The 17,827-nt window shown below is 52.3% G+C and carries 15 protein-coding genes; 4 read left to right on the plus strand and 11 right to left on the minus strand.

Translation table 11 applies throughout. From position 1 onward, the window contains the following. Nucleotides 1–329: 329 nt before the first annotated feature. Nucleotides 330–2,843 carry a pullulanase X25 domain-containing protein gene (locus KJW29_RS21225; protein WP_214626077.1) on the minus strand — a complete coding sequence of 838 codons (2,514 nt, stop codon included), beginning with the start codon at nt 2,841–2,843 and terminating at the stop codon, nt 330–332. A gap of 361 nt (nt 2,844–3,204) precedes the next feature. On the opposite strand from KJW29_RS21225, the gene KJW29_RS21230 reads away from it, so the two are divergent. Together KJW29_RS21230 and KJW29_RS21235 are read left to right on the plus strand one after the other, a co-directional pair. Continuing rightward, nucleotides 3,205–4,011: an alpha/beta fold hydrolase gene (locus tag KJW29_RS21230; protein ID WP_214626078.1), complete on the plus strand. Its 807-nt coding sequence runs from the start codon at nt 3,205–3,207 to the stop codon at nt 4,009–4,011. Between the two features lie 22 nt (nt 4,012–4,033). Next, entirely contained in the window at nt 4,034–5,008 is a 975-nt protein-coding gene (locus KJW29_RS21235; protein ID WP_214626079.1) for a sensor domain-containing diguanylate cyclase, read from the plus strand. 460 nt (nt 5,009–5,468) lie between these two features. Here the strand turns inward: KJW29_RS21235 and KJW29_RS21240 are convergent, their stop codons facing one another. The 9 genes from KJW29_RS21240 to KJW29_RS21280 form a co-directional block, all read right to left on the minus strand. Continuing rightward, the gene (locus KJW29_RS21240; protein WP_246608314.1) at nt 5,469–5,855 is read right to left on the minus strand and encodes a hypothetical protein; all 387 of its coding nucleotides are present in this window, start codon (nt 5,853–5,855) and stop codon (nt 5,469–5,471) included. 30 nt (nt 5,856–5,885) lie between these two features. Then, nucleotides 5,886–6,362, minus strand: a complete 477-nt coding sequence (locus KJW29_RS21245; RefSeq protein WP_214626080.1) for a hypothetical protein — start codon at nt 6,360–6,362, stop codon at nt 5,886–5,888. 38 nt (nt 6,363–6,400) lie between these two features. Then, complete coding sequence (locus KJW29_RS21250; protein ID WP_214626081.1) at nt 6,401–7,249, minus strand: stalk domain-containing protein; 849 nt, start codon at nt 7,247–7,249, stop codon at nt 6,401–6,403. A gap of 535 nt (nt 7,250–7,784) precedes the next feature. Further along, nucleotides 7,785–9,170, minus strand: a complete 1,386-nt coding sequence (locus KJW29_RS21255; protein ID WP_214626082.1) for a DUF2252 domain-containing protein — start codon at nt 9,168–9,170, stop codon at nt 7,785–7,787. Nucleotides 9,171–9,332: 162 nt separating this feature from the next. Next, on the minus strand, nt 9,333–10,100 hold the full coding sequence (locus tag KJW29_RS21260; protein ID WP_214626083.1) for an SDR family NAD(P)-dependent oxidoreductase: 768 nt from the start codon (nt 10,098–10,100) through the stop codon (nt 9,333–9,335). A 16-nt stretch (nt 10,101–10,116) separates the two neighbouring features. Next, nucleotides 10,117–10,959, minus strand: coding sequence for a fumarylacetoacetate hydrolase family protein (locus KJW29_RS21265; RefSeq protein ID WP_214626084.1), 843 nt, complete (start codon nt 10,957–10,959; stop codon nt 10,117–10,119). Nucleotides 10,960–10,978: 19 nt separating this feature from the next. Next, nucleotides 10,979–11,974 (minus strand): galactitol-1-phosphate 5-dehydrogenase, encoded by a 996-nt coding sequence (locus KJW29_RS21270; protein WP_246608315.1) that lies wholly within the window; start codon nt 11,972–11,974, stop codon nt 10,979–10,981. Between the two features lie 16 nt (nt 11,975–11,990). Next, complete coding sequence (locus KJW29_RS21275) at nt 11,991–13,139, minus strand: mandelate racemase/muconate lactonizing enzyme family protein (protein WP_214626085.1); 1,149 nt, start codon at nt 13,137–13,139, stop codon at nt 11,991–11,993. An 81-nt stretch (nt 13,140–13,220) separates the two neighbouring features. Then, nucleotides 13,221–13,853 (minus strand): GntR family transcriptional regulator, encoded by a 633-nt coding sequence (locus KJW29_RS21280; RefSeq protein WP_214626086.1) that lies wholly within the window; start codon nt 13,851–13,853, stop codon nt 13,221–13,223. Between the two features lie 79 nt (nt 13,854–13,932). Here KJW29_RS21280 and KJW29_RS21285 point away from each other — a divergent pair, with 79 nt between their 5' ends. Beyond that, complete coding sequence (locus tag KJW29_RS21285) at nt 13,933–14,571, plus strand: GntR family transcriptional regulator (protein ID WP_214626087.1); 639 nt, start codon at nt 13,933–13,935, stop codon at nt 14,569–14,571. Nucleotides 14,572–15,078: 507 nt separating this feature from the next. On the opposite strand, the gene KJW29_RS21290 is transcribed toward KJW29_RS21285, so the two are convergent. Beyond that, on the minus strand, nt 15,079–16,326 hold the full coding sequence (locus KJW29_RS21290; RefSeq protein ID WP_214631248.1) for an MFS transporter: 1,248 nt from the start codon (nt 16,324–16,326) through the stop codon (nt 15,079–15,081). A 364-nt stretch (nt 16,327–16,690) separates the two neighbouring features. Here KJW29_RS21290 and KJW29_RS21295 point away from each other — a divergent pair, with 364 nt between their 5' ends. Further along, entirely contained in the window at nt 16,691–17,803 is a 1,113-nt protein-coding gene (locus KJW29_RS21295; protein ID WP_214626088.1) for a metallophosphoesterase, read from the plus strand. The last annotated feature ends 24 nt before the right edge of the window (nt 17,804–17,827 follow it).

Here is a 17,827-nt window from a genome sequence, read left to right on the forward strand (position 1 = left end):
ATGCTAATCAGAGTTACTTTACGATCCATCGGCGTTTTTAACGCCTACAACTGCTCGTTCGCCTACTTTTTGGAGCCATAGACGTTATTATCGTCTATGGACGCTAATTCCAGTTACTTTCCGGCCCATCGGCGTTTTTAACGACTACAGCTGCTCGTTCGCCCACAGTCTGGTATGTCGCATAATTTCCTATACAACAAAAAAACGCAAGCCCCCCGGACTCTGCCGCTAGCTTGCGTTTTACTCTACGTTTTACTCTACGTATTTCTCTAGGTTTTTCTCTGCGCTATATTGTGCGTTTTCCCGATGCGCATGAGCTTGATGCACAACTATTCGTCGCGCTGTTCATACGCGCATTCATTCGCAAACGGCTCCCGCTCCTTCATCCGTATAACAACGGCGGTCAGCGGCTCCAGCACGATCGCCTCTCGCGACAACCCGAAGCCCGCCTGCGCCGCGACTTCGCTGGCGCCAGCCGTCTCGCCGTCCACGAGCACCTCGCCCTGCGTCAGGTCCGCTTGCAGCGACAACCTGATCGTCCTCTCGCGCTCATCCGCGTTCACGAAGACATAATAGGCACCTGTCCCGTCGGTCGATTGACAGCGATAGGCGATCACAAGGTCGAATTCTCCGATATCCGGCGAAAGAATCATCGTCATGTGGCGATTGACAGATTCCATATCGCCGAGACGGAACGCGTTCGTGCTTCGCCTCAGCTCAATCAGACCGGCTGTATAAGAACGGGTCAGAGCGTTTTCCGGATAAATCGTTCCGTCATCCGTCGCTTTGCCCCAATCAAACTTGTTGATGGCATCCGAGGAATCGTAGGAGTTATGCACGAAGTATCCGATGATCTCGCCATGAACGTTATAGTGCGGATAGGCGTGGGCGGCCGGCGCCGCGCTTCCTCCCCATTGCTTCGTCCTGCCGAACTCTTGACCGGCTTGCATAAAGATTGTCCCCTGCGATGTAAAGAGCAGCACATGTCCTAGCCGAAGCCTGCGATGGATGCGCGTTGCGTCCGCAGGAATACGCAGATCCGCCCGAAGCGTCACGGCAATGACGTCGTGCAGCGTCAGGTTATCATGCGCCTCCAGGTATTGCACCATATCTCCAGGAGAATCAGCCGGCGTATTGTACGGCTGCGCCTTCAAATTGCGGAACAACGTGTCGATATGGCGCGCGCCTCCCATCAGAAATCGCGGCTCGCCTTCGCTGCCGAATCCGGACTTCAGCTCGTTTCGGAATTCGTCGGAGAAGACGCCAACGTCGTCCGTTTTGTTCATCCAATCCTGATCTGCGCCCATCCCCGCGAGGGATGGTTCCCCGATATGACCCGCGAAGGTCCGCCAGCCTTCGCCGATAAATAAGGGCTTCGGATGAATGGCAGCCGCCTCGTCGAATGCCCGCTGCACTGCCGGGTACGTCGCATCGCCCATCATGTCCCAGCGCATGCCGTCTATTTTGTACTCCTGAAACCAATACTTCACGGAATCCACCATCAGCTTCTCCGCCATCTTGTGATTGGTGGCCAGATTGCTTCCGAAGCCACCGAGCAGCTCGCCCGCTTCATTCCGGTAGAAATAATAACCCGGCACGATATCCTCCAGCAGCCATGCCTTCGCCATATGCGTGTATACGACATCCAGAATAACGCCCATGCCTGCACGATGGATCGCGGCGATCAGCTCCTTAAGCTCCTTCACACGCAGCTCAGGATCGCGCGGATTCTCGGAATACGCTCCATCCGGGCAAAAATAACCATGGGGATCATAACCCCAGTTGTACTGGTTATTTTCCGTGGATTCGTGTAGTTCGCGCTGCGACATTGCGGCTTCGTCGCCATAATACCAGGCCATAACGGGCAGTAGCTGCACATGCGTAACGCCAAGCTTTCGGATATAATCCAGCTTGTCGATAAACGCCCGGTAAGTGCCCCACCTCGCATGCAAATCTCCCTCGATGGAAGGATCCGACGTAAAATCCCGGATATGCGTCTCGTAGATGATGGCGTCTTCCCTGCGCTCGTAACCTTCGATCTCCGCGAATCCGAGTTCGCCTTCCGGCTCCGTCTCGCTCAAGTCGATGATTGCTGCCTTACCGACGGCATCGCGATCGGCTCCGAGCGGCAGCCCCTCCGGACTGACCCGGAATTCCGCCATCGACTTGGCGTACGGGTCCAGTACCCTGCGCGTCGTCTTGCCGTGCGTAACCTCGTACTGATAGTAATATCCTCTCAGATCCGCGATGTCCAGCAGCTCTGGCGTTGCCGTCACGGACCATACGCCTTGCTCGCCTCGCATCAGTTCGGCGGCGCCGACTTCCCGTTCCGCATCGTCTTTATCGTAGAAGCGGACCGCCACCGCGTCCGCCTTTGGCGCCCACAGTTTCAGCCTGGCTGCGCCTTTGTCGTACGTCGCGCCCAGATCGTCTCCGCCATAATAAAATTTTGCATCCAGTTCAGCCCAATCTGCGCCTGCAGCATCGGAGTCCGGTTTGCCTTCATACCACTCCGCCACTCTCTTGGATGCGGCATCGTCGTGAAAAATAAACGTGACCTCCTTGGGGGCGTCAAGCTTAAACTTGATATTGCCTCCTCCCAGCATCCCGTTGACGCCGTAGTTTTCGGTCCAGCCGCCATTTATGGCAACTTTGTATTCATAATAACCGGGATTCAGCGGTACTTTCAGGATATGCATTTCGCCCCCGATGTTGATCATTCGGAGCTCTTCGGCGTCCGTAGACCAGTCGCTGGCGATGCCGGCTTGCGTCCAAAAGTTGCCTGCGACATGCGCGACTCTCCCCGCGGATCCCGGCTTCCCGGTATGTAATGGATGATTCATGAGAATGGACAAGGCATCCACGCCCTTTTCTGGTAGTGTGCAATCTATCAGCGCTCATAGGAGATTAATTGAGATTAATAGACTGTTGTCAGTAAGTATGGTCACGTTGCGGAGCGATTAAACGGATGCTGATTATCCACCATCCAGCACGTCTTGTCCGCCTTATTGATATGATCGTCAATCAGACGGGGTTTGTTTAGCTTTGCGGAAAAGGCATGTCCGCTTTTTCTGCAGATGATTCCATATTCTTTTTCGACTAGATATGACAATCTTGTCCTTTGTCTGCTATTTTCCGCTATAATAGGAATGATAGCCTCTTACTTCCCGAACCTATCAACCTTACCTGCAAGGGGGCAACGACATGTCCATTGACATTCTCCAACGAAATCATGTTAAAGTGCTCGGAAGCGGTGACCAAACGATCGTCTTCGCCCACGGCTTCGGATGCGACCAGGAGATGTGGAGACACATCGTGCCGTCCTTCGAGCAGAACTATCGTATCGTGTTGTTCGACTACGTCGGATCGGGAAAGTCGCAAATCGACCTTTACGATTCCACTAAATATAATGATCTGCATGGCTATGCGCAGGACGTGCTGGACGTGATGGAGGCGCTGGAGCTTAAGGATACCGTCTTTGTGGGACACTCCGTAAGCGGAATGATCGGCATGTTGGCATCCATCCGCAACCCCGAATATTTCTCGCGGATGATCATGATCGGCTCGTCCCCGAGATACATGAACGATCAGCCGGACTACTTCGGAGGTTTCAACAAAAGCGATATTGACGAGCTTCTCGAAATGATGCAGCTTAACTTCATCGGATGGGCCAGTTACCTGGCGCCGATCGTCATGCAGAATTCCGACAGGAAGGAACTAGCCGAGGAGCTCGAGCGAACCTTCTGCTCCCGGGATCCGCATATCGCCCGGCAATTCGCCGAAGTGACCTTTTATTCCGATTGCCGTTCCAGTCTGGAGAAGGCCTCTGTTCCCTCCCTCATCCTGCAATGCTCGGACGACAGCATCTCTCCTGTAGAGGTCGGCGATTACTTGCATGCGCATCTTAAGAACAGCAAGCTTCGTCAGATGACGGCGAAGGGGCATTATCCCCAGTTAAGTCATCCGGACGAGATGGCGCAGTGTATGAAAGACTATTTGGCTAGCGTGTAAACGCTGAGAAAGGCATGACGAAATGGACGCAAGATTAGACAACGCTCCGTGCGGATACTTCTCGATTACAGATGCCGGCATTATTCGAGAGGTCAATCAGACCTTGTTAAACATGTTGCAGCACGACAACCCCGAGTTGGCCGGCCGTCATGTCGAGTCGGTCTTGTCCGTTACGAACAAGCTTCTGTTCCACACGTACTTCTATCCGCACATCCAATTGTACGGCCAAGTAAACGAGATGTATATGTCGCTTCGCACGAATAGCGGAGGGGATGTGCCCGTCCTGCTGAACGGCATCCGAAGGACGCGGGACGGCGAGAGCCGCATCGATATCGTCGTAGTAGAGATGCGCAAGCGGATCGAACATGAAAAGGATGTTCTGCAGACCAAGGTCAAACTCCAGGAGCTGTATCAAGCGACGAACGAGGCAAATAAGCGGCTCGAGCTTCTTAACGAGGAATACGAACGGAAGCAGCAGGAGCTCATGCTGATTAACAGCAGGCTCGAGGCCATGGCAACCACCGATCCGTTAACGGGGCTTCGCAATCGCCGGTACTTCCAGGATCACTTAACGACTCTTCTCGCGAAGCACCAAAACAGCGGACAGCCCCTGTCCATGCTTATCATCGATATCGACCACTTCAAGAACATTAACGATACGTACGGCCATCCCATCGGCGATATCGTGTTGGCCAAGCTCGCCGAGCTTCTCCAATCGATGTCGCGGGAGACGGATATCATTGCGCGGTTCGGCGGCGAAGAGTTCGTGGCGATTCTCCCCGAGACCGGCAAGGAACAAGCGGTGGATATCGCGGAGGCGTTATGCCGGGCGACCGCCGCCACTCCGATGGACGATTACCGGATCACGATCAGTTTGGGCGTTGCTACGGCTGAAATCGGGGAAACGAATGGAACGCTTGTCAAGAAAGCCGACACGGCGTTGTATGCGTCCAAGAGCGGCGGCCGGAACCGCGTGACGCATGCTGGGGATCTTTGAAATAGAGGACAGCGGCACGGCGAGGACCGTCGACGGCGGGAGTTGCTGACATTGACGTAGATCGTAGCAGTAGTCCAGGCGGCTCATGATAAATAAGAAGGACAAGATCGAGTAGTTGGAGGTGGAGTTGGATGAGTAGTTGGATGAGTAGTTGGATGCGAAGTTGGATGAGTAGTTGGATGAGTAGTTGGATGATGACCAGGGGATGACAAAGAGAAGGACAGTGCAGCAAAGGGAAAACCTCCCTTTATTTCACTGTCCTTTCGCCTATGCAGAGAGATTATAGGAATTCCTCCCTCTATTTCACGAGTATACGGGACTAGCGGCAATTCGATCGCTATTAGATGGCATATTTCCCTTTATATTCGCTGAATAACCTATAAACGCGAGATTAGAGGGTCTTTTTCCCATTGTCATTAAGCATGAATGTTTACAACCAACATCAGCGCACCTGGCAGCCTTATTCGAATTGATCCGTCATATCCGTCCAGTTGCTCCAGTCGGGCAGCTTCTGCTCCCCCCAATACTGCAGGAACATCCTGATGACCTCGTTGCTGTCCACGGTGGAATAACCGTAATGCTTGAAGGTGCCGTCGTCGTTGACCAGGCGAAGCTCGACCACAAAGCCGTTGCCGTCGCCTTCCGCCGTTGCCGCTTGCAGATAGCTGCTGCCTTCGACCGGCTCGCTGGGGTCGAGAACAATGAAGTCATCGGCGTCCAGCGCAAGGATAATATCCGTTATAAGCGAAGCATTAATCGCTTCATTCTCGAAATTTGCCCATTGCGAGGTAATTCGGTAGGTCAATGTACGGCCACCTTCTTGGGGTGCGTTCGTTATTTCACTCATCTTTGTTCCTCCTCGTGAAGTTGTTCCATTTTACCCGTTTAGGAGATCGTATTGTCCCGTCACCGGGTTGAAGATAAGAGTTACCGTTTCTTCCGCTTCCTTAGCTTGGAACACATATCCCGCATTGACGAACCAGTTTGCCCGCGGTTCGAAAGCCATCAAATGAGACTTTTGGATATCATGATATACAGAAGTGGCTTTAACCTCCGCCAATGCTTCATGGACATTGAATGCAGGTTTATACAGCAGAAACAGAACAACGGACAGCGCAGGCAACAACAAGGCGATATAGCGTACCGTTAGTTTAGCGCGAGTTCTCTCTTCGATTTTGCGATAAGACAGTGCAACCAGCCAAATACTGAAAAGACACAAGTAAATGATCATCTGAAGATCGAATACCCCAAAATAATCCATTTGATTACGAGCGATCAGATACACAAGAACGCCAATCGCATACACCGCCGCCACGATTGTCATGAACCAGCCCTTACGCAACATTCGGCTCATACTCATTCCCTTCCTCAGGATCAGTCATAAGACTCTCCTTACACGATGGTATTGCTGATCTCTTTCTCATAACCGTTCTGCTTAGCGGTATCCATGATCTCGTATATGGATTTCCATGCTGCGTCGTTGAACAAATACCATTGATCCTCGGTTACATCATGAAGCAGCATAGGCGGGTATTCCGTTAGCAGCTCGGCCGGGAAGGCGTTAACGATGGAATAAACATCGTAACGAAGCAAGCTCTTCCCTTTTTGATCCAAAAAGTCAAACTGCGCGCCTTTATAATAGGAACCCAATATATCCATCGTGTAGCGCCACGAATAATCCTTCGGCGCTTCTACCTTGTCTCCTTTGTTTTCCGCAAAAATGTGATAAATGGATTTATTATAAGAAGGAGCCGTATAGTGGGAGACAACGCCCCCCATTGTCATGTGGTATTCGTGCTGCAGTACTCCTGCTTGTACGCCATCGATTAACAAGGGCGGAGTGTCGACAGTAACTACGTTGTTCGCGTAATTGACATTGCAGCCAAACGCTTGCGCGATGAAACGCAGCGGCACGAACACGCGATTATTTTTTTTGTAAGGCCGGACATCCAGCTGTACCTTGTCGGCATTCATCTGCGCCGTGCTGCTGTTAATCGATAATGTCACTTTCAGATCGCCTTTGGTGATGACAACCTCGGGATTCAACCATTCGACGTTTGCGCCCAGATTCTCGCTAATGACTCGAACAGGCACCATCATCCGTTGATTCTTGATTTCGGGCTTCACATCGGATGCAACAGTCACTCCGTCAATGATAATTGGTTTATCAGCCGCATACACAGTCGACGCGGACATACTTAACAATACGGCAATCATAATGGCTATTACGGTTTTCTTCATGGCCTGACAGCTCCTCCTCCGCATATTGATCTAACCATCTGCCTCTACTCCCAATACTAAGACGCATCTGGATAAAATTAGTTGCACTTCTTCTTTAGCCGAGCCCATTTTTAAGGTTCGCCATTTCCTGCAGAGAAACTTGTTGCCGGTGGTGCACATGGCATGGCCCGAACATCGCCCTCTCTACTCTACACATTTGTACATATCTACCCAATTTCTTAAACAAATGTGGGCTCTGCAAAGCGAATTGTACGAAAATACACAAATTCTCGCTCCACATCGTCGTTTGGAGCCTCTCTGAACCAAAATTTATGCATATATGTACAAATGTACGAATGAAATGCCCTTACCTCATCTTAATTGTGTATATTCGCTCAATTGTTGTGTCATAACGACGACCATCCGGCACAAAATGCTGATGTCGGAAGAACTTGTTCGATGACCTCGATGACCTCGATTAGATTCGGCAGTACAAAGGCCAAAGGCCATAATAACCTGCCCTCCGGCAAGCTGTCATGACCTTATAATCGCCCTATTATTGGCTCATCCTGCGTCTCCTGCGCGCTGCCGAACGGCGGCGATTCGCTTCCCAGGACTCGCTCCATGCCTTAAACAGCTCGTAGTCCTCCACAACCTGCCGCGAATAGGCCAAAGCTCTCTGAGTCACATCATCGCAAAATGTTTCGGTATCCTTGCCGATGGCCCGGACGATCTCGTCCTCGCTATGATAGCTCAAAATGCCGCTCTCCACGTCCGCATCCGCCCGTGCATGCATCTTGGCCGTAATTTGGCCCATGGTCTCAACCGTCTTGACCCAATCCTTGTGCTCTCTCAGCTTGATCGGCTTCAACTTCTTCTTGTACGGCGACCTCTCCCTGGCGTAGAAGTGACGGCTGTTCAACGTCAAGTGGCCCAGGAAAGGATCCGCTTCGTGGTGCATCGCGCGTTGCGTCGTCGCGACCCGCTTGCCCTGATGGGCGAATTCATCCCAGAACGACTCGTCGTACGGCATAAAATAGACCGGCACCGGCGCGCGCACTTCCTTGATCTCGATAATGATGTCATCGAGTCCCTCGTTCTCTTCTCCGCCCTCCATCAGCACATAATACCGATCGAGCCCGATCGACGCCGTACCCGAGCCGTGTTTGACCGCGATGTCCTTAATATGGTAAAACGATGCCGGAAGCCCGAGCTTGGCAGAAAGTTCGTTCATATATTCGTTCCAGCCTCCCACGATAAGTTCCCGCTCCTCATCCGTCGGCTTTTCGATCTCCTCCGACCACCGGAACATGCGCCGGCCTTCTTCCACCAGCGTTATTTTCTCGATAAAATTGCTGCTGGCCAACTGCTCCGTCTTCCTGAGCAGCTTGCGGACGGGTCCTTTGGTCGTCGCTTCATCGAAAACAAGATCCCCGGGATCATCCTTGCGGTCGGCGTATCTTCTTATCTGATCCGCATAAGCCGTCAAGTAGGCTCTCACCGTATCCGTCTGTTCTTGTTCGGACAGATCATTATCGGACATGACCAGGTACAGGCTGACGGACATACGGAGAATATCGTACAAATAGGAGCCCGTGCATCCCTCGTCGAAATCGTTAACGTCGAATACGATGCGTCCCTTCCCGCTGCGGAAGGCTCCGAAGTTCTCGAAGTGCAGATCGCCCTGTATCCACGTGGGGCGTTCCGGATCGGTATGATAGGGCAGCCATTCGCTGCCTACGTCGAAGTAGAACAAGTAAGCGCTGCCGCGGAAAAACAGATACGCGCTTCCCCTCATTTTGCTATACTTCAACATTCGCTTCTCGTCGCTCAGTCCCATAATTTCGCCGTCGAATTCCTCCAGCACCCGCGACAACGTCAACCCTCTCAACTTGCGCTTTGTATGCTTGACCACTTCCGTGATATTCTCTTCCAGCTTCATAAGTCCACCTCCGCGATTGCGATAATAATTATGTTTATGATTCCCATATTATAGCACGTCCCGAAGACAGCCTGTCATCATTGATCACCAAAAAAGATGCCCCCCGAATACGTCCCCGCAGCAACAGGTTCGTATATCGAAGAAGCATCTTTTTTCACTTTTCTATAACTGCGCGATCATACCGCCGTCGGCAACCAATGTAGCCCCCGTCATAAAGGAGTTGTCGGGGCTTGCCGCGAACATGACGACCGAAGCGATTTCTTCGGGCTGACCCACCCGGCCGATCGGCTGAGACTCATTCCACTGGCGCATGATATCTTCTCTGGGGGTATCCAGATTTTTTACGCTGCTTTCCAGCATCGGCGTCTGAACCGCACCCGGCAGCACCGTGTTGGCGCGAATATTTTGTTTGGCGTAATCCAGCGCGATGGCCCTGGTCATCCCCGCGATCCCGGCCTTGGACGCGGCATAAGCGGAATAACCGTCAAGCGTGGCAAGCGCATGCACGGAACTGACGTTGACGATCGCGCCTCCCCCTTGCGCCAGCATAGCCGGTATGACGCCTCTGCAGAAAAGGAAAACGGAGGTCAGGTTATTCGTGATGACGCCATTCCATTCGTCGAGGCTCATATCCGTTAACCGGACTTGAGGACATACCGCCGCATTGTTGATCATCACATCGATTCTGCCGAATAGGCGAAGCGTATCCGCGATGACCCGGGCAACGTCGCTTTCCGACGACACGTCGGCCGCCATCGCCTCGGCGCTTCCGCCGTCATCCCCGATCTCCGCCGCAACGTCCTGTACTTTGCCAAGCGTACGTCCGACAAGGACAACATGAGCGCCCTCGCGCCCGAATCTCAGCGCGATCGCCCGCCCGATGCCGCCTCCGCCTCCCGTCACGATAACGACTTTATTTTCCCATGTCATATGCGCACCTCTTGTCCTAACCATGATCGGCAGCAAATGTGTTCCGCAGCGTGCCAATTCCTTCGACCGTCGCCTCCACGACATCGCCGGCCTTTAGCCACACTTGCGGATTTTTCCCCATCCCCACGCCAGGCGGCGTTCCCGTGCTGATGATATCCCCAGGCTGCAGAGTGATTGTCCGCGATAGGAACGAAATCAAGTAAGGGACGTCGAATATCAGTTCCTTCGTATTCGAATGCTGCATCGTCTCGCCGTTTAGCTTTAAGGAAATGCCAAGCCGCCCGGGATCTCCTATTTCGTCTCTGGTTACGATCCAGGGACCAGTCGGCGCGAAACCGTCAATCGTCTTGCCGCGCGTCCATTGGGGTTCGTTTAACTGAATGTCCCGCGCGCTGACGTCGTTCACGATCGTGTAACCGTATACGTATTCCATCGCGGATTCCAGCGATACCTTGCTGGCTGTCCGCCCTATGACGACCGCAAGCTCGACCTCGTAGTCGCATTGCGACACTTCTTCCGGAATGACAACCTTATCGTCATGACCGACAAGGCAATTGTTGTATTTCGGAAATAACACCGGCACCTTGGGCACCTGCATGTTCGATTCTACAACGTGATCGTGGTAGTTCAACCCGATGCAAATAATTTTCTCGGGATTCGTTACCGGAGGAAGGAGCTTCACTTCATCCAACCTGCTTTGTTCGACCTCTGCCAGCAAGGACGAATTGCCGGAATCCTTAATGATATCCATAGCCGTCAAACCTTCGCGCAATACCCCGATTTCGGAACCATCCTTTAACAGTCCGACCCTCAAGCGACGTTCTTCATCCTGAAGCTTATAGAATTGCAACAATCTCATTGTAATCGCTCCTCCTGCTTTAAATATGCAAAAATATTTTAGCGGTTTTGCCAGGACCCGCGATCAACTTCTCAAAGCAGGCCCCTCCCTCTTCGAGAGGCGCCGTCTCGGTCCATGCCGTCAAATTCACTCGGCCCTCGGAAATCCATTGCAACGCAGTCTCAAAATCCTCTCGCGAATAAGCGAATGCGCCTTTCGCTTCAATCTCGCCGCGGATCATATCGTTAACGGGCAGCGCGCTCTCCGCTTCGTGAAGCCCCGTAAACACGACTCTCCCGCCGGAACGCGCCGCCGAGACGCTTTGCTGCCGGGTAAAACTCGCACCGACCGCGTCAATGACGGCATCGAAGCTCGCTCTCTCACCTATTTCCTCAAGCCGAGTCGCCGCCATGCCACCCAGCTCGCGCGCGATTTCGAGTCTCGCCTCGTTCAAGTCGAGGATGCCCGGATTCCTCACCCCATACGCTTGCGCAGCTTGAAGCGCGAGCAACCCGATCGGACCGGCCCCGTAAATCAATAACCGATCTGCCGGCGTCAGCCGCAGGAGCCGACACACGTGTACGGCGCAAGCAACCGGTTCCGTTAATGCGCCTTCCTCCATCGTTACATTGTCCGGCAGCCGATAGACATTTTCGGCCGGCACGGCAATGTACTCGGCAAACGCGCCTGGCCGATGGGCGCCCAGCAGCTGTCTGGCGCCGCATAACTGGGACTCTCCGTTCCGGCAATAACGGCAGCTTCCGCAAGTCACGAGCGGATTGGCCGTAACCCGCTCACCGGATGTAAAGCCATTTGCGCGTTCGCCCGTCTTCGCCACGATGCCCGCGAATTCGTGTCCCATTATAAGCGGCGGCTTGCGCAAGGAGTTGTGGCCGAGATATCCGCTAAGCTCGGAGCCGCAGATGCCGACCCGCTCCACGCGGATCAGCACCTCGTCCGGTCCCGGCTCAGGAACGGCTACCGACCGTACGTTCATTTGTTTGGGTCCTTCATAGACAAGGGCTTGCATCTTCATTTTCGTTAGCCTCCTCCTACTCGACGGGTTCCCGCTTCTCCCAATTCTGCTTGAACAACGGCAGCCAATGACCGGGGTGATACGGATATTTGGCCGCTTCCTCCAATTGAAGCTCTACGCCAAGGCCGGGACGTTCCGGTGGCTGCAAGTATCCGTTTTCGACCTTGAACGGAGGGGAGAAAATGTCTTGCGCCCACGAATGATTAAAGTCGTCGAATATTTCATGAAGGAAAAAATTCGGCGTAGCCATGTTCAAGTGCGCGCACACGATGGAGCACACGGGGCCTTGAGCGCTGTGCGGAGCGGTAACCCCGTTATGCGCATGTACCATGCCGCAAATTTGTTTGGATGCGCTAAGGCCCAGGAACTGCGGCTCCAGCTGAATAATATGAACGGCGTCATGTTTGAGCAGCTCCGCAAACTGTTCGCGGTTGTAATAATCCTCTCCGCATGCGATGGGAACCGGGCTTCTCCGCGCCACTTCCACCATGGAGGATATTCGATAAGGAGGAACGGGAGCCTCGAACCAGGTCGGCTCGTAAGGCGCCATGGCCTCCGCGAATTGCAGCGCCGTGTGCACGCTGAACCGATTATGCCCCTCGATCAGAATATCGACGTCCGATCCGACGGCATCGCGGACGGCGGCGATATTGCGGATCGCGCCCGCGAAATCGCTTCTATCCACCGTTCTCCAGGCTGCCCCGAACGGATCGAACTTCAGCGCCGTATACCCTTTGTCGACAACCTCCTTGGCCTGGTTAAAGAAGCTCTCCTCGTCTGCTCCTCCGCGGTACCAGCCATTGGCGTAACAGCGCAGCTTGTCATGGGCTTTGCCGCCTAGCAGCTTATACATCGGTACGCCAAGCGCCTTGCCCATAATATCCCAGCATGCCGTCTCGATCGCGGCAAGCGCCGACCCTTGCACCTGACCTCCGTCCGAATAAACATCCCGAATCATCTTGAGCGAGATGGTCTCCACATCGAACGGGTCCATCCCTATAACTAGATGTTTCAGCTCGTGAATGGCCGCTTCGACCGTTTTGGCGAAGCCGTTCAACGTTCCTTCGCCAAGTCCCGTTATTCCCTCGTCCGTATCCACTTGAACGAACAGCCAGTTCTTCCACGGGTTGCCGACAATATAAGTGCGTATATCCGTTATTCTCATGCCAATATCCTCCCACATGTAAGCGTTGAGATTAACTTAGCATGGCGATATGGGATCCACAAGATGTCTCACTTGTATACATCAAAGCATCACTTTTTCGACAAAATGAATATGCTGGCTGATCAGTCGAACGGTTAGCGCCGGGTCGTTGCCCTCGAGCGCTTTCCGAATTTGTTTATGCTCCTCCAAACTGCCATCCATTCGGTTCCGGTCGCGGTAAAAGGTTGTCCGGACGGCTCGCAGAAATTTATCCTGAAGACGGGACATCGCCTCCGAATATTCCTCGTTGTCCAGGCCCGACACGATTAACTCGTGAAATTGCCGGTCGAGCTCCACGTATTCGACGATATTCCGGGTTTCTACCGCCTCGGCCTGCTTCGCCAGATTTTCGTCCAATCGCTCAAAATAAGGGCCGTCCATTTTGGCCGTCAATTGACTCGCTGCAAACGTTTCGAGCGCCAGGCGCAGCTGATAGACGTCCAAAATTTTTTTTAGCGACATTTCCTGCACGACAAACCCTTGGTTGGCCACAAGCTTGACCAGTCCGATCATTTCCAATCGATCAAGAGCCGAGCGGATCGGCGTTTTGCTCATCTGAAGCCTTTCGCATAGCTGCTTCTCCGAAATAAACGTGCCTCCCTCCCACTCTCCGCTGACAATGCCATGCTTGATAAGCCCGAAAGCTTTATCTCTTAACGTCGTTCCTGTCGTCATATCGCTCCGATCTTCCTTTCCGCAATTGCCTATTATATGATGATCATACTTGATACTCCAGGTCGAAAGGAAGATGAACATGGGCAAGCCCACCCTGCGCCAGCTGGCATACGACAATATTCACTCCTGGATCGTGAACGGAGAATTGCCAAGAGGTTCCGTGACTTCGGAGATCGAGCTCGGCAAAAGGCTCGATATGAGCCGCACCCCGATTCGTGCCGCGCTCCAACAATTGGAGCTGGAGGGTTATGTTCGCATAGCCTCCAAGCACGGCATTCTCATTCTGGATTCTTCCTCCGAGCGGGTCGGCGACCTTCTCGAGATGATTGCGTCCATGATCTTGTTTGCCGGCATCCTTTCCTGGCATACGCGGCAAGAAGAGCTTATCCTGTTTTCCCGCAGCCAATCGGAACGCCTTGCCGTGCTCTTAAGGGAAAACGATGGTGATGCCAGGAACCGGCAAGCGTTTATCGATTTCGAATACGGGCTGCTTCGGGACTTGATTGCGATGTGCCACAACAAGGAGATGGACAAGTCCTACCAAACCGCGTCATCCCGGTTGTTATGGCATCTTAATGATCGCAGATGGACGGCTCCCTATAACGGAACGACATCGGAACAGTTGACTCGCTTCGTTCAGTCTCTCGCCTTGGGGATGGAAGCGTTCCGCGAAGCTTTATTCGCGTATCTGCAAACGTTGAAACGTACGTGGTCGTAGCGCCAAAATCGGTTCTACCTTTTTCACTGGTCATTTCGACACGAAATTACGAGCATATCGCAGGATGTTTTCGGCTGCATTAAGCTATGCAAATCTTTTACCTTCTGAGCGCTTTATATGGGGAAAAATGCTCCGACATGAAAGTTTTCATACCGGTTTTCATCCGATATACTTAAATAAACCGATTGAAAACACGATGAAAGGGTGATTTCGCTGAGTTACGTAGACTTGTTGGGACGTCGGAGCACGATATTGAAACACCGGATGGATGATTTGATCAAGAAGAACAACTCGCAAGGATTAAGCGCCCAGGAAAAGAACTTATACCAAACCATTGTTAAAGAATGGCATCAAGTCGAGAGCGAAATCAACTCCGCTCGCAAAGAATCATAGCTTTGGCTCATATGAAAAGGACGATACCCAGGCATCTATGATGCGAGGGTACCGTCCTTTATTCGTGCTGTATGTCGATTGTTTTGCCGTTTATAAATCCGAGATCCGATGTCGCTATCCTTGCGTTGCTTCCTTGACTGCCGGCTTGCCAGCCTCAATCAATCGTTTGTTCCCTACGAAGAAAAAGGTCAGAACCACGATTAACAATCCCGTTCCCGCAAGCAGCCATTCTATTTCGATCACATCCGCCAGCGGGCCGAAGATCATCATGCCGATTGGCATCATCGAAGTCGAGATCATGCCGAATACGCCAAAGATGCGGCCCATATAGTCCGGATCCACCTTCTCCTGCAGCAGCACCGTCGTCGGCGTATTCGCCATAGGCATTGCTACTCCGAACAGCCCCATGATGATTAAGTATATCCAAAAGACAGGCATAATTCCGAGCAATAACGTACACACTCCCATGACCAGGTTGGCGAAGGCCATTGTGTACACCTTGTTGCGGAAACCGCCCCATGATGCGATAATCGCTCCACCAGCCATCATGCCGACGGAGAAAGCAATTTCAATAGCCGTTAACCGCCAATATTCCTCCCCGAAGCTTCGCGCAACTTGCAGTGGCGTCAAAAATGCAGCCGGTGCCATCAAGACGAAGAAAAAAGCGAAAAAGATAAAGAAGGGCTTAAGAAAGCTATGATTCTTAATGTAGGTTAACCCCAACTTAAAGTCATCCATATAACTAGTCGATTGTTTATCGGTCGCCTTCTTGTGCAGGGGAATCTTGAGAAAGAGAAGTAAAGTGAGGATCGCAAGGATTGCGGTTACGACATCGATAAAAAGAATCAACTCAATGGTTGCAAAGGTGAGCAATGACGCGCTGACAATGGGCGCAACGAACATCATAAGCGCCTGAAGCGTCCCGTTAATGCCGTTAACTCGGGTCAGCTTGTCCTCTGGTACAATCTGAGGCAATATGGCGCCTACTGCCGGCGTTTGGATACCCGCTCCCAGCGCGCGGACGGCGGCGATGACAAACAGCAGCCATGTCGCATTATATCCCATTAGAAAAGTGATGGCGAGAATAAGCGTAACCGCCGCAATCATCGCATCCGCAATTATAATGAGATATTTGCGGTTGAAACGATCCGCCCATACGCCTGCGAACGGCGACAACAGAAAAGTGGGAATGAACCCGCAAATAATAAAGAGCGTCATCATAAGTCCTGATTTGGTGGTCAGCGTGACATGCCACATAATCGCGTATTGAACCAAGGCGGAACCAAATAACGATATCGTTTGACTGCTTAAGAAAAGAATGATGTTTCTTTTCCAGTTCTTTTTTTCTTCCTCGTGCGTCATCTTGTGCCCCTTTCTGGAGATACCCGAATGTATCATCAAGAATTTCTCCGTTTCTTATAGTAAGTCATTACCAAATTACATGCAACTAGGGCGTGTCTGAAAACCCGCTCTGGGGCATCTTTCACCGCCTTTCCGCCCCCTGCTTCGTCACTTTTGCTTGACGTACCCCCGGTACGCCTTCACAAAAGTTCCTTGCATGGAACGAAAATTCGGCAAAATCTGCTCCCCTCGGAGTATTCAGACACGCCCTAATTCCAATTCCCGTCAATCTGTCCACTTCCGTTTGCAACATGACACCCATGGAGGCGCTGCTACGTATTGCTTGGAATTGGGATTAGAATAGTAATAGGTTAAGGAGGACAAAATGTTTATCGTCATTGGTCTCGTATTTATCGTCTTGTACGCCCTGATCGTTTTCTACATAGGTTGGAGCGGCTGGAAGTGGATGAAGCCGGCGGTCTCTCGCAGGTTCCGGCTATTCTATATCATCGCGATCGTTTTCCTGGCAAGCTCTCTCTTTCTCTCCAGAATCGTCGAGGGCTCCACCATACTAAGCGTAATCGGCAGCTATTGGCTGGCCATCTTTAGCTTATTGGTTATGCTGCTCCCTCTCGTGCATCTAATCGTCTGGCTAACCAAGCTGACGAGATTGCCTCGCCGCTCCGTCCAGAAGTGGTCGGGTATCGTTACTTTAATCCTGCTCGTCGGCTTGCTGGGTTATGGAAGCTACAATGCGTTTAGCCCGACCGTGCGTTTCTATGACATCCATATCGACAAAGAAGGCCCGGCGAATGGCGAGCTTCAAATCGTAATGGCCTCCGATATGCATTTTAGTTATTTATCCGGCAGAAACCATGCAGAACGAATGGTAAAGGAAATTAACGCGCTTAACCCCGACATTGTCTTGCTGCCCGGCGATATTGTGGATGACGATATTATTCCCTACAAAGACAAAGGGATCGGCGACGTGTTATCGGAGATCGAAGCGCCTCTCGGCGTGTTCGCCTCGCTTGGCAACCATGATCGGTTCAAGGGAGAGACCGAGGAGTTAATCGGACTTCTGGAGGAAAGCGGCATCGATGTGCTGTACGACGAGACGATCCAAGTGGATAGCTGGCTGACGTTGGTCGGACGGAAGGATTACAGCGATAAGGAAAGAGCCGGGCTGGCCTCATTAACAGACGGTATTGATCGCTCTGAACCCATTTTTATGCTGGAGCATCAGCCGGTTGAATTCGACATCGCGGAGGAGCAGGGCATCGATCTCGTGGTCTCCGGACATACCCATTATGGACAAGTCGCGCCTGGCAATCTGATTACCGGCATGTTGTTCGAAAATGATTGGGGCCTTCTGCAGAAAAGGCAGCTGCATTCCATCGTCTCTTCCGGTTTTGGCTTCTGGGGCCCCCCTATCCGGATCGGATCGCAGGCGGAAATCGTCTCGATTCGTGTTCATTTCGCCAATTTGGGCAGTTAAAGCAGGGGCTCTGTCCAATAAGTC

This window comes from Paenibacillus agaridevorans (genome assembly GCF_018604145.1).
In the GTDB taxonomy this organism is placed as follows: Bacteria; Bacillota; Bacilli; order Paenibacillales; family Paenibacillaceae; genus Pristimantibacillus; species Pristimantibacillus agaridevorans.

Excerpts from the sequence above, each read along its gene's own strand:
- KJW29_RS21225 (WP_214626077.1), bottom strand. The coding sequence starts at position 2,843 with ATGAATCATCCATTACATACCGGGAAGCCGGGATCCGCGGGGAGAGTC.
- KJW29_RS21230 (WP_214626078.1), top strand. The coding sequence starts at position 3,205 with ATGTCCATTGACATTCTCCAACGAAATCATGTTAAAGTGCTCGGAAGC.
- KJW29_RS21235 (WP_214626079.1), top strand. The coding sequence starts at position 4,034 with ATGGACGCAAGATTAGACAACGCTCCGTGCGGATACTTCTCGATTACA.
- KJW29_RS21240 (WP_246608314.1), bottom strand. The coding sequence starts at position 5,855 with ATGAGTGAAATAACGAACGCACCCCAAGAAGGTGGCCGTACATTGACC.
- KJW29_RS21245 (WP_214626080.1), bottom strand. The coding sequence starts at position 6,362 with ATGAGCCGAATGTTGCGTAAGGGCTGGTTCATGACAATCGTGGCGGCG.
- KJW29_RS21250 (WP_214626081.1), bottom strand. The coding sequence starts at position 7,249 with ATGAAGAAAACCGTAATAGCCATTATGATTGCCGTATTGTTAAGTATG.
- KJW29_RS21255 (WP_214626082.1), bottom strand. The coding sequence starts at position 9,170 with ATGAAGCTGGAAGAGAATATCACGGAAGTGGTCAAGCATACAAAGCGC.
- KJW29_RS21260 (WP_214626083.1), bottom strand. The coding sequence starts at position 10,100 with ATGACATGGGAAAATAAAGTCGTTATCGTGACGGGAGGCGGAGGCGGC.
- KJW29_RS21265 (WP_214626084.1), bottom strand. The coding sequence starts at position 10,959 with ATGAGATTGTTGCAATTCTATAAGCTTCAGGATGAAGAACGTCGCTTG.
- KJW29_RS21270 (WP_246608315.1), bottom strand. The coding sequence starts at position 11,974 with ATGAAGATGCAAGCCCTTGTCTATGAAGGACCCAAACAAATGAACGTA.
- KJW29_RS21275 (WP_214626085.1), bottom strand. The coding sequence starts at position 13,139 with ATGAGAATAACGGATATACGCACTTATATTGTCGGCAACCCGTGGAAG.
- KJW29_RS21280 (WP_214626086.1), bottom strand. The coding sequence starts at position 13,853 with ATGACGACAGGAACGACGTTAAGAGATAAAGCTTTCGGGCTTATCAAG.
- KJW29_RS21285 (WP_214626087.1), top strand. The coding sequence starts at position 13,933 with ATGGGCAAGCCCACCCTGCGCCAGCTGGCATACGACAATATTCACTCC.
- KJW29_RS21290 (WP_214631248.1), bottom strand. The coding sequence starts at position 16,326 with ATGACGCACGAGGAAGAAAAAAAGAACTGGAAAAGAAACATCATTCTT.
- KJW29_RS21295 (WP_214626088.1), top strand. The coding sequence starts at position 16,691 with ATGTTTATCGTCATTGGTCTCGTATTTATCGTCTTGTACGCCCTGATC.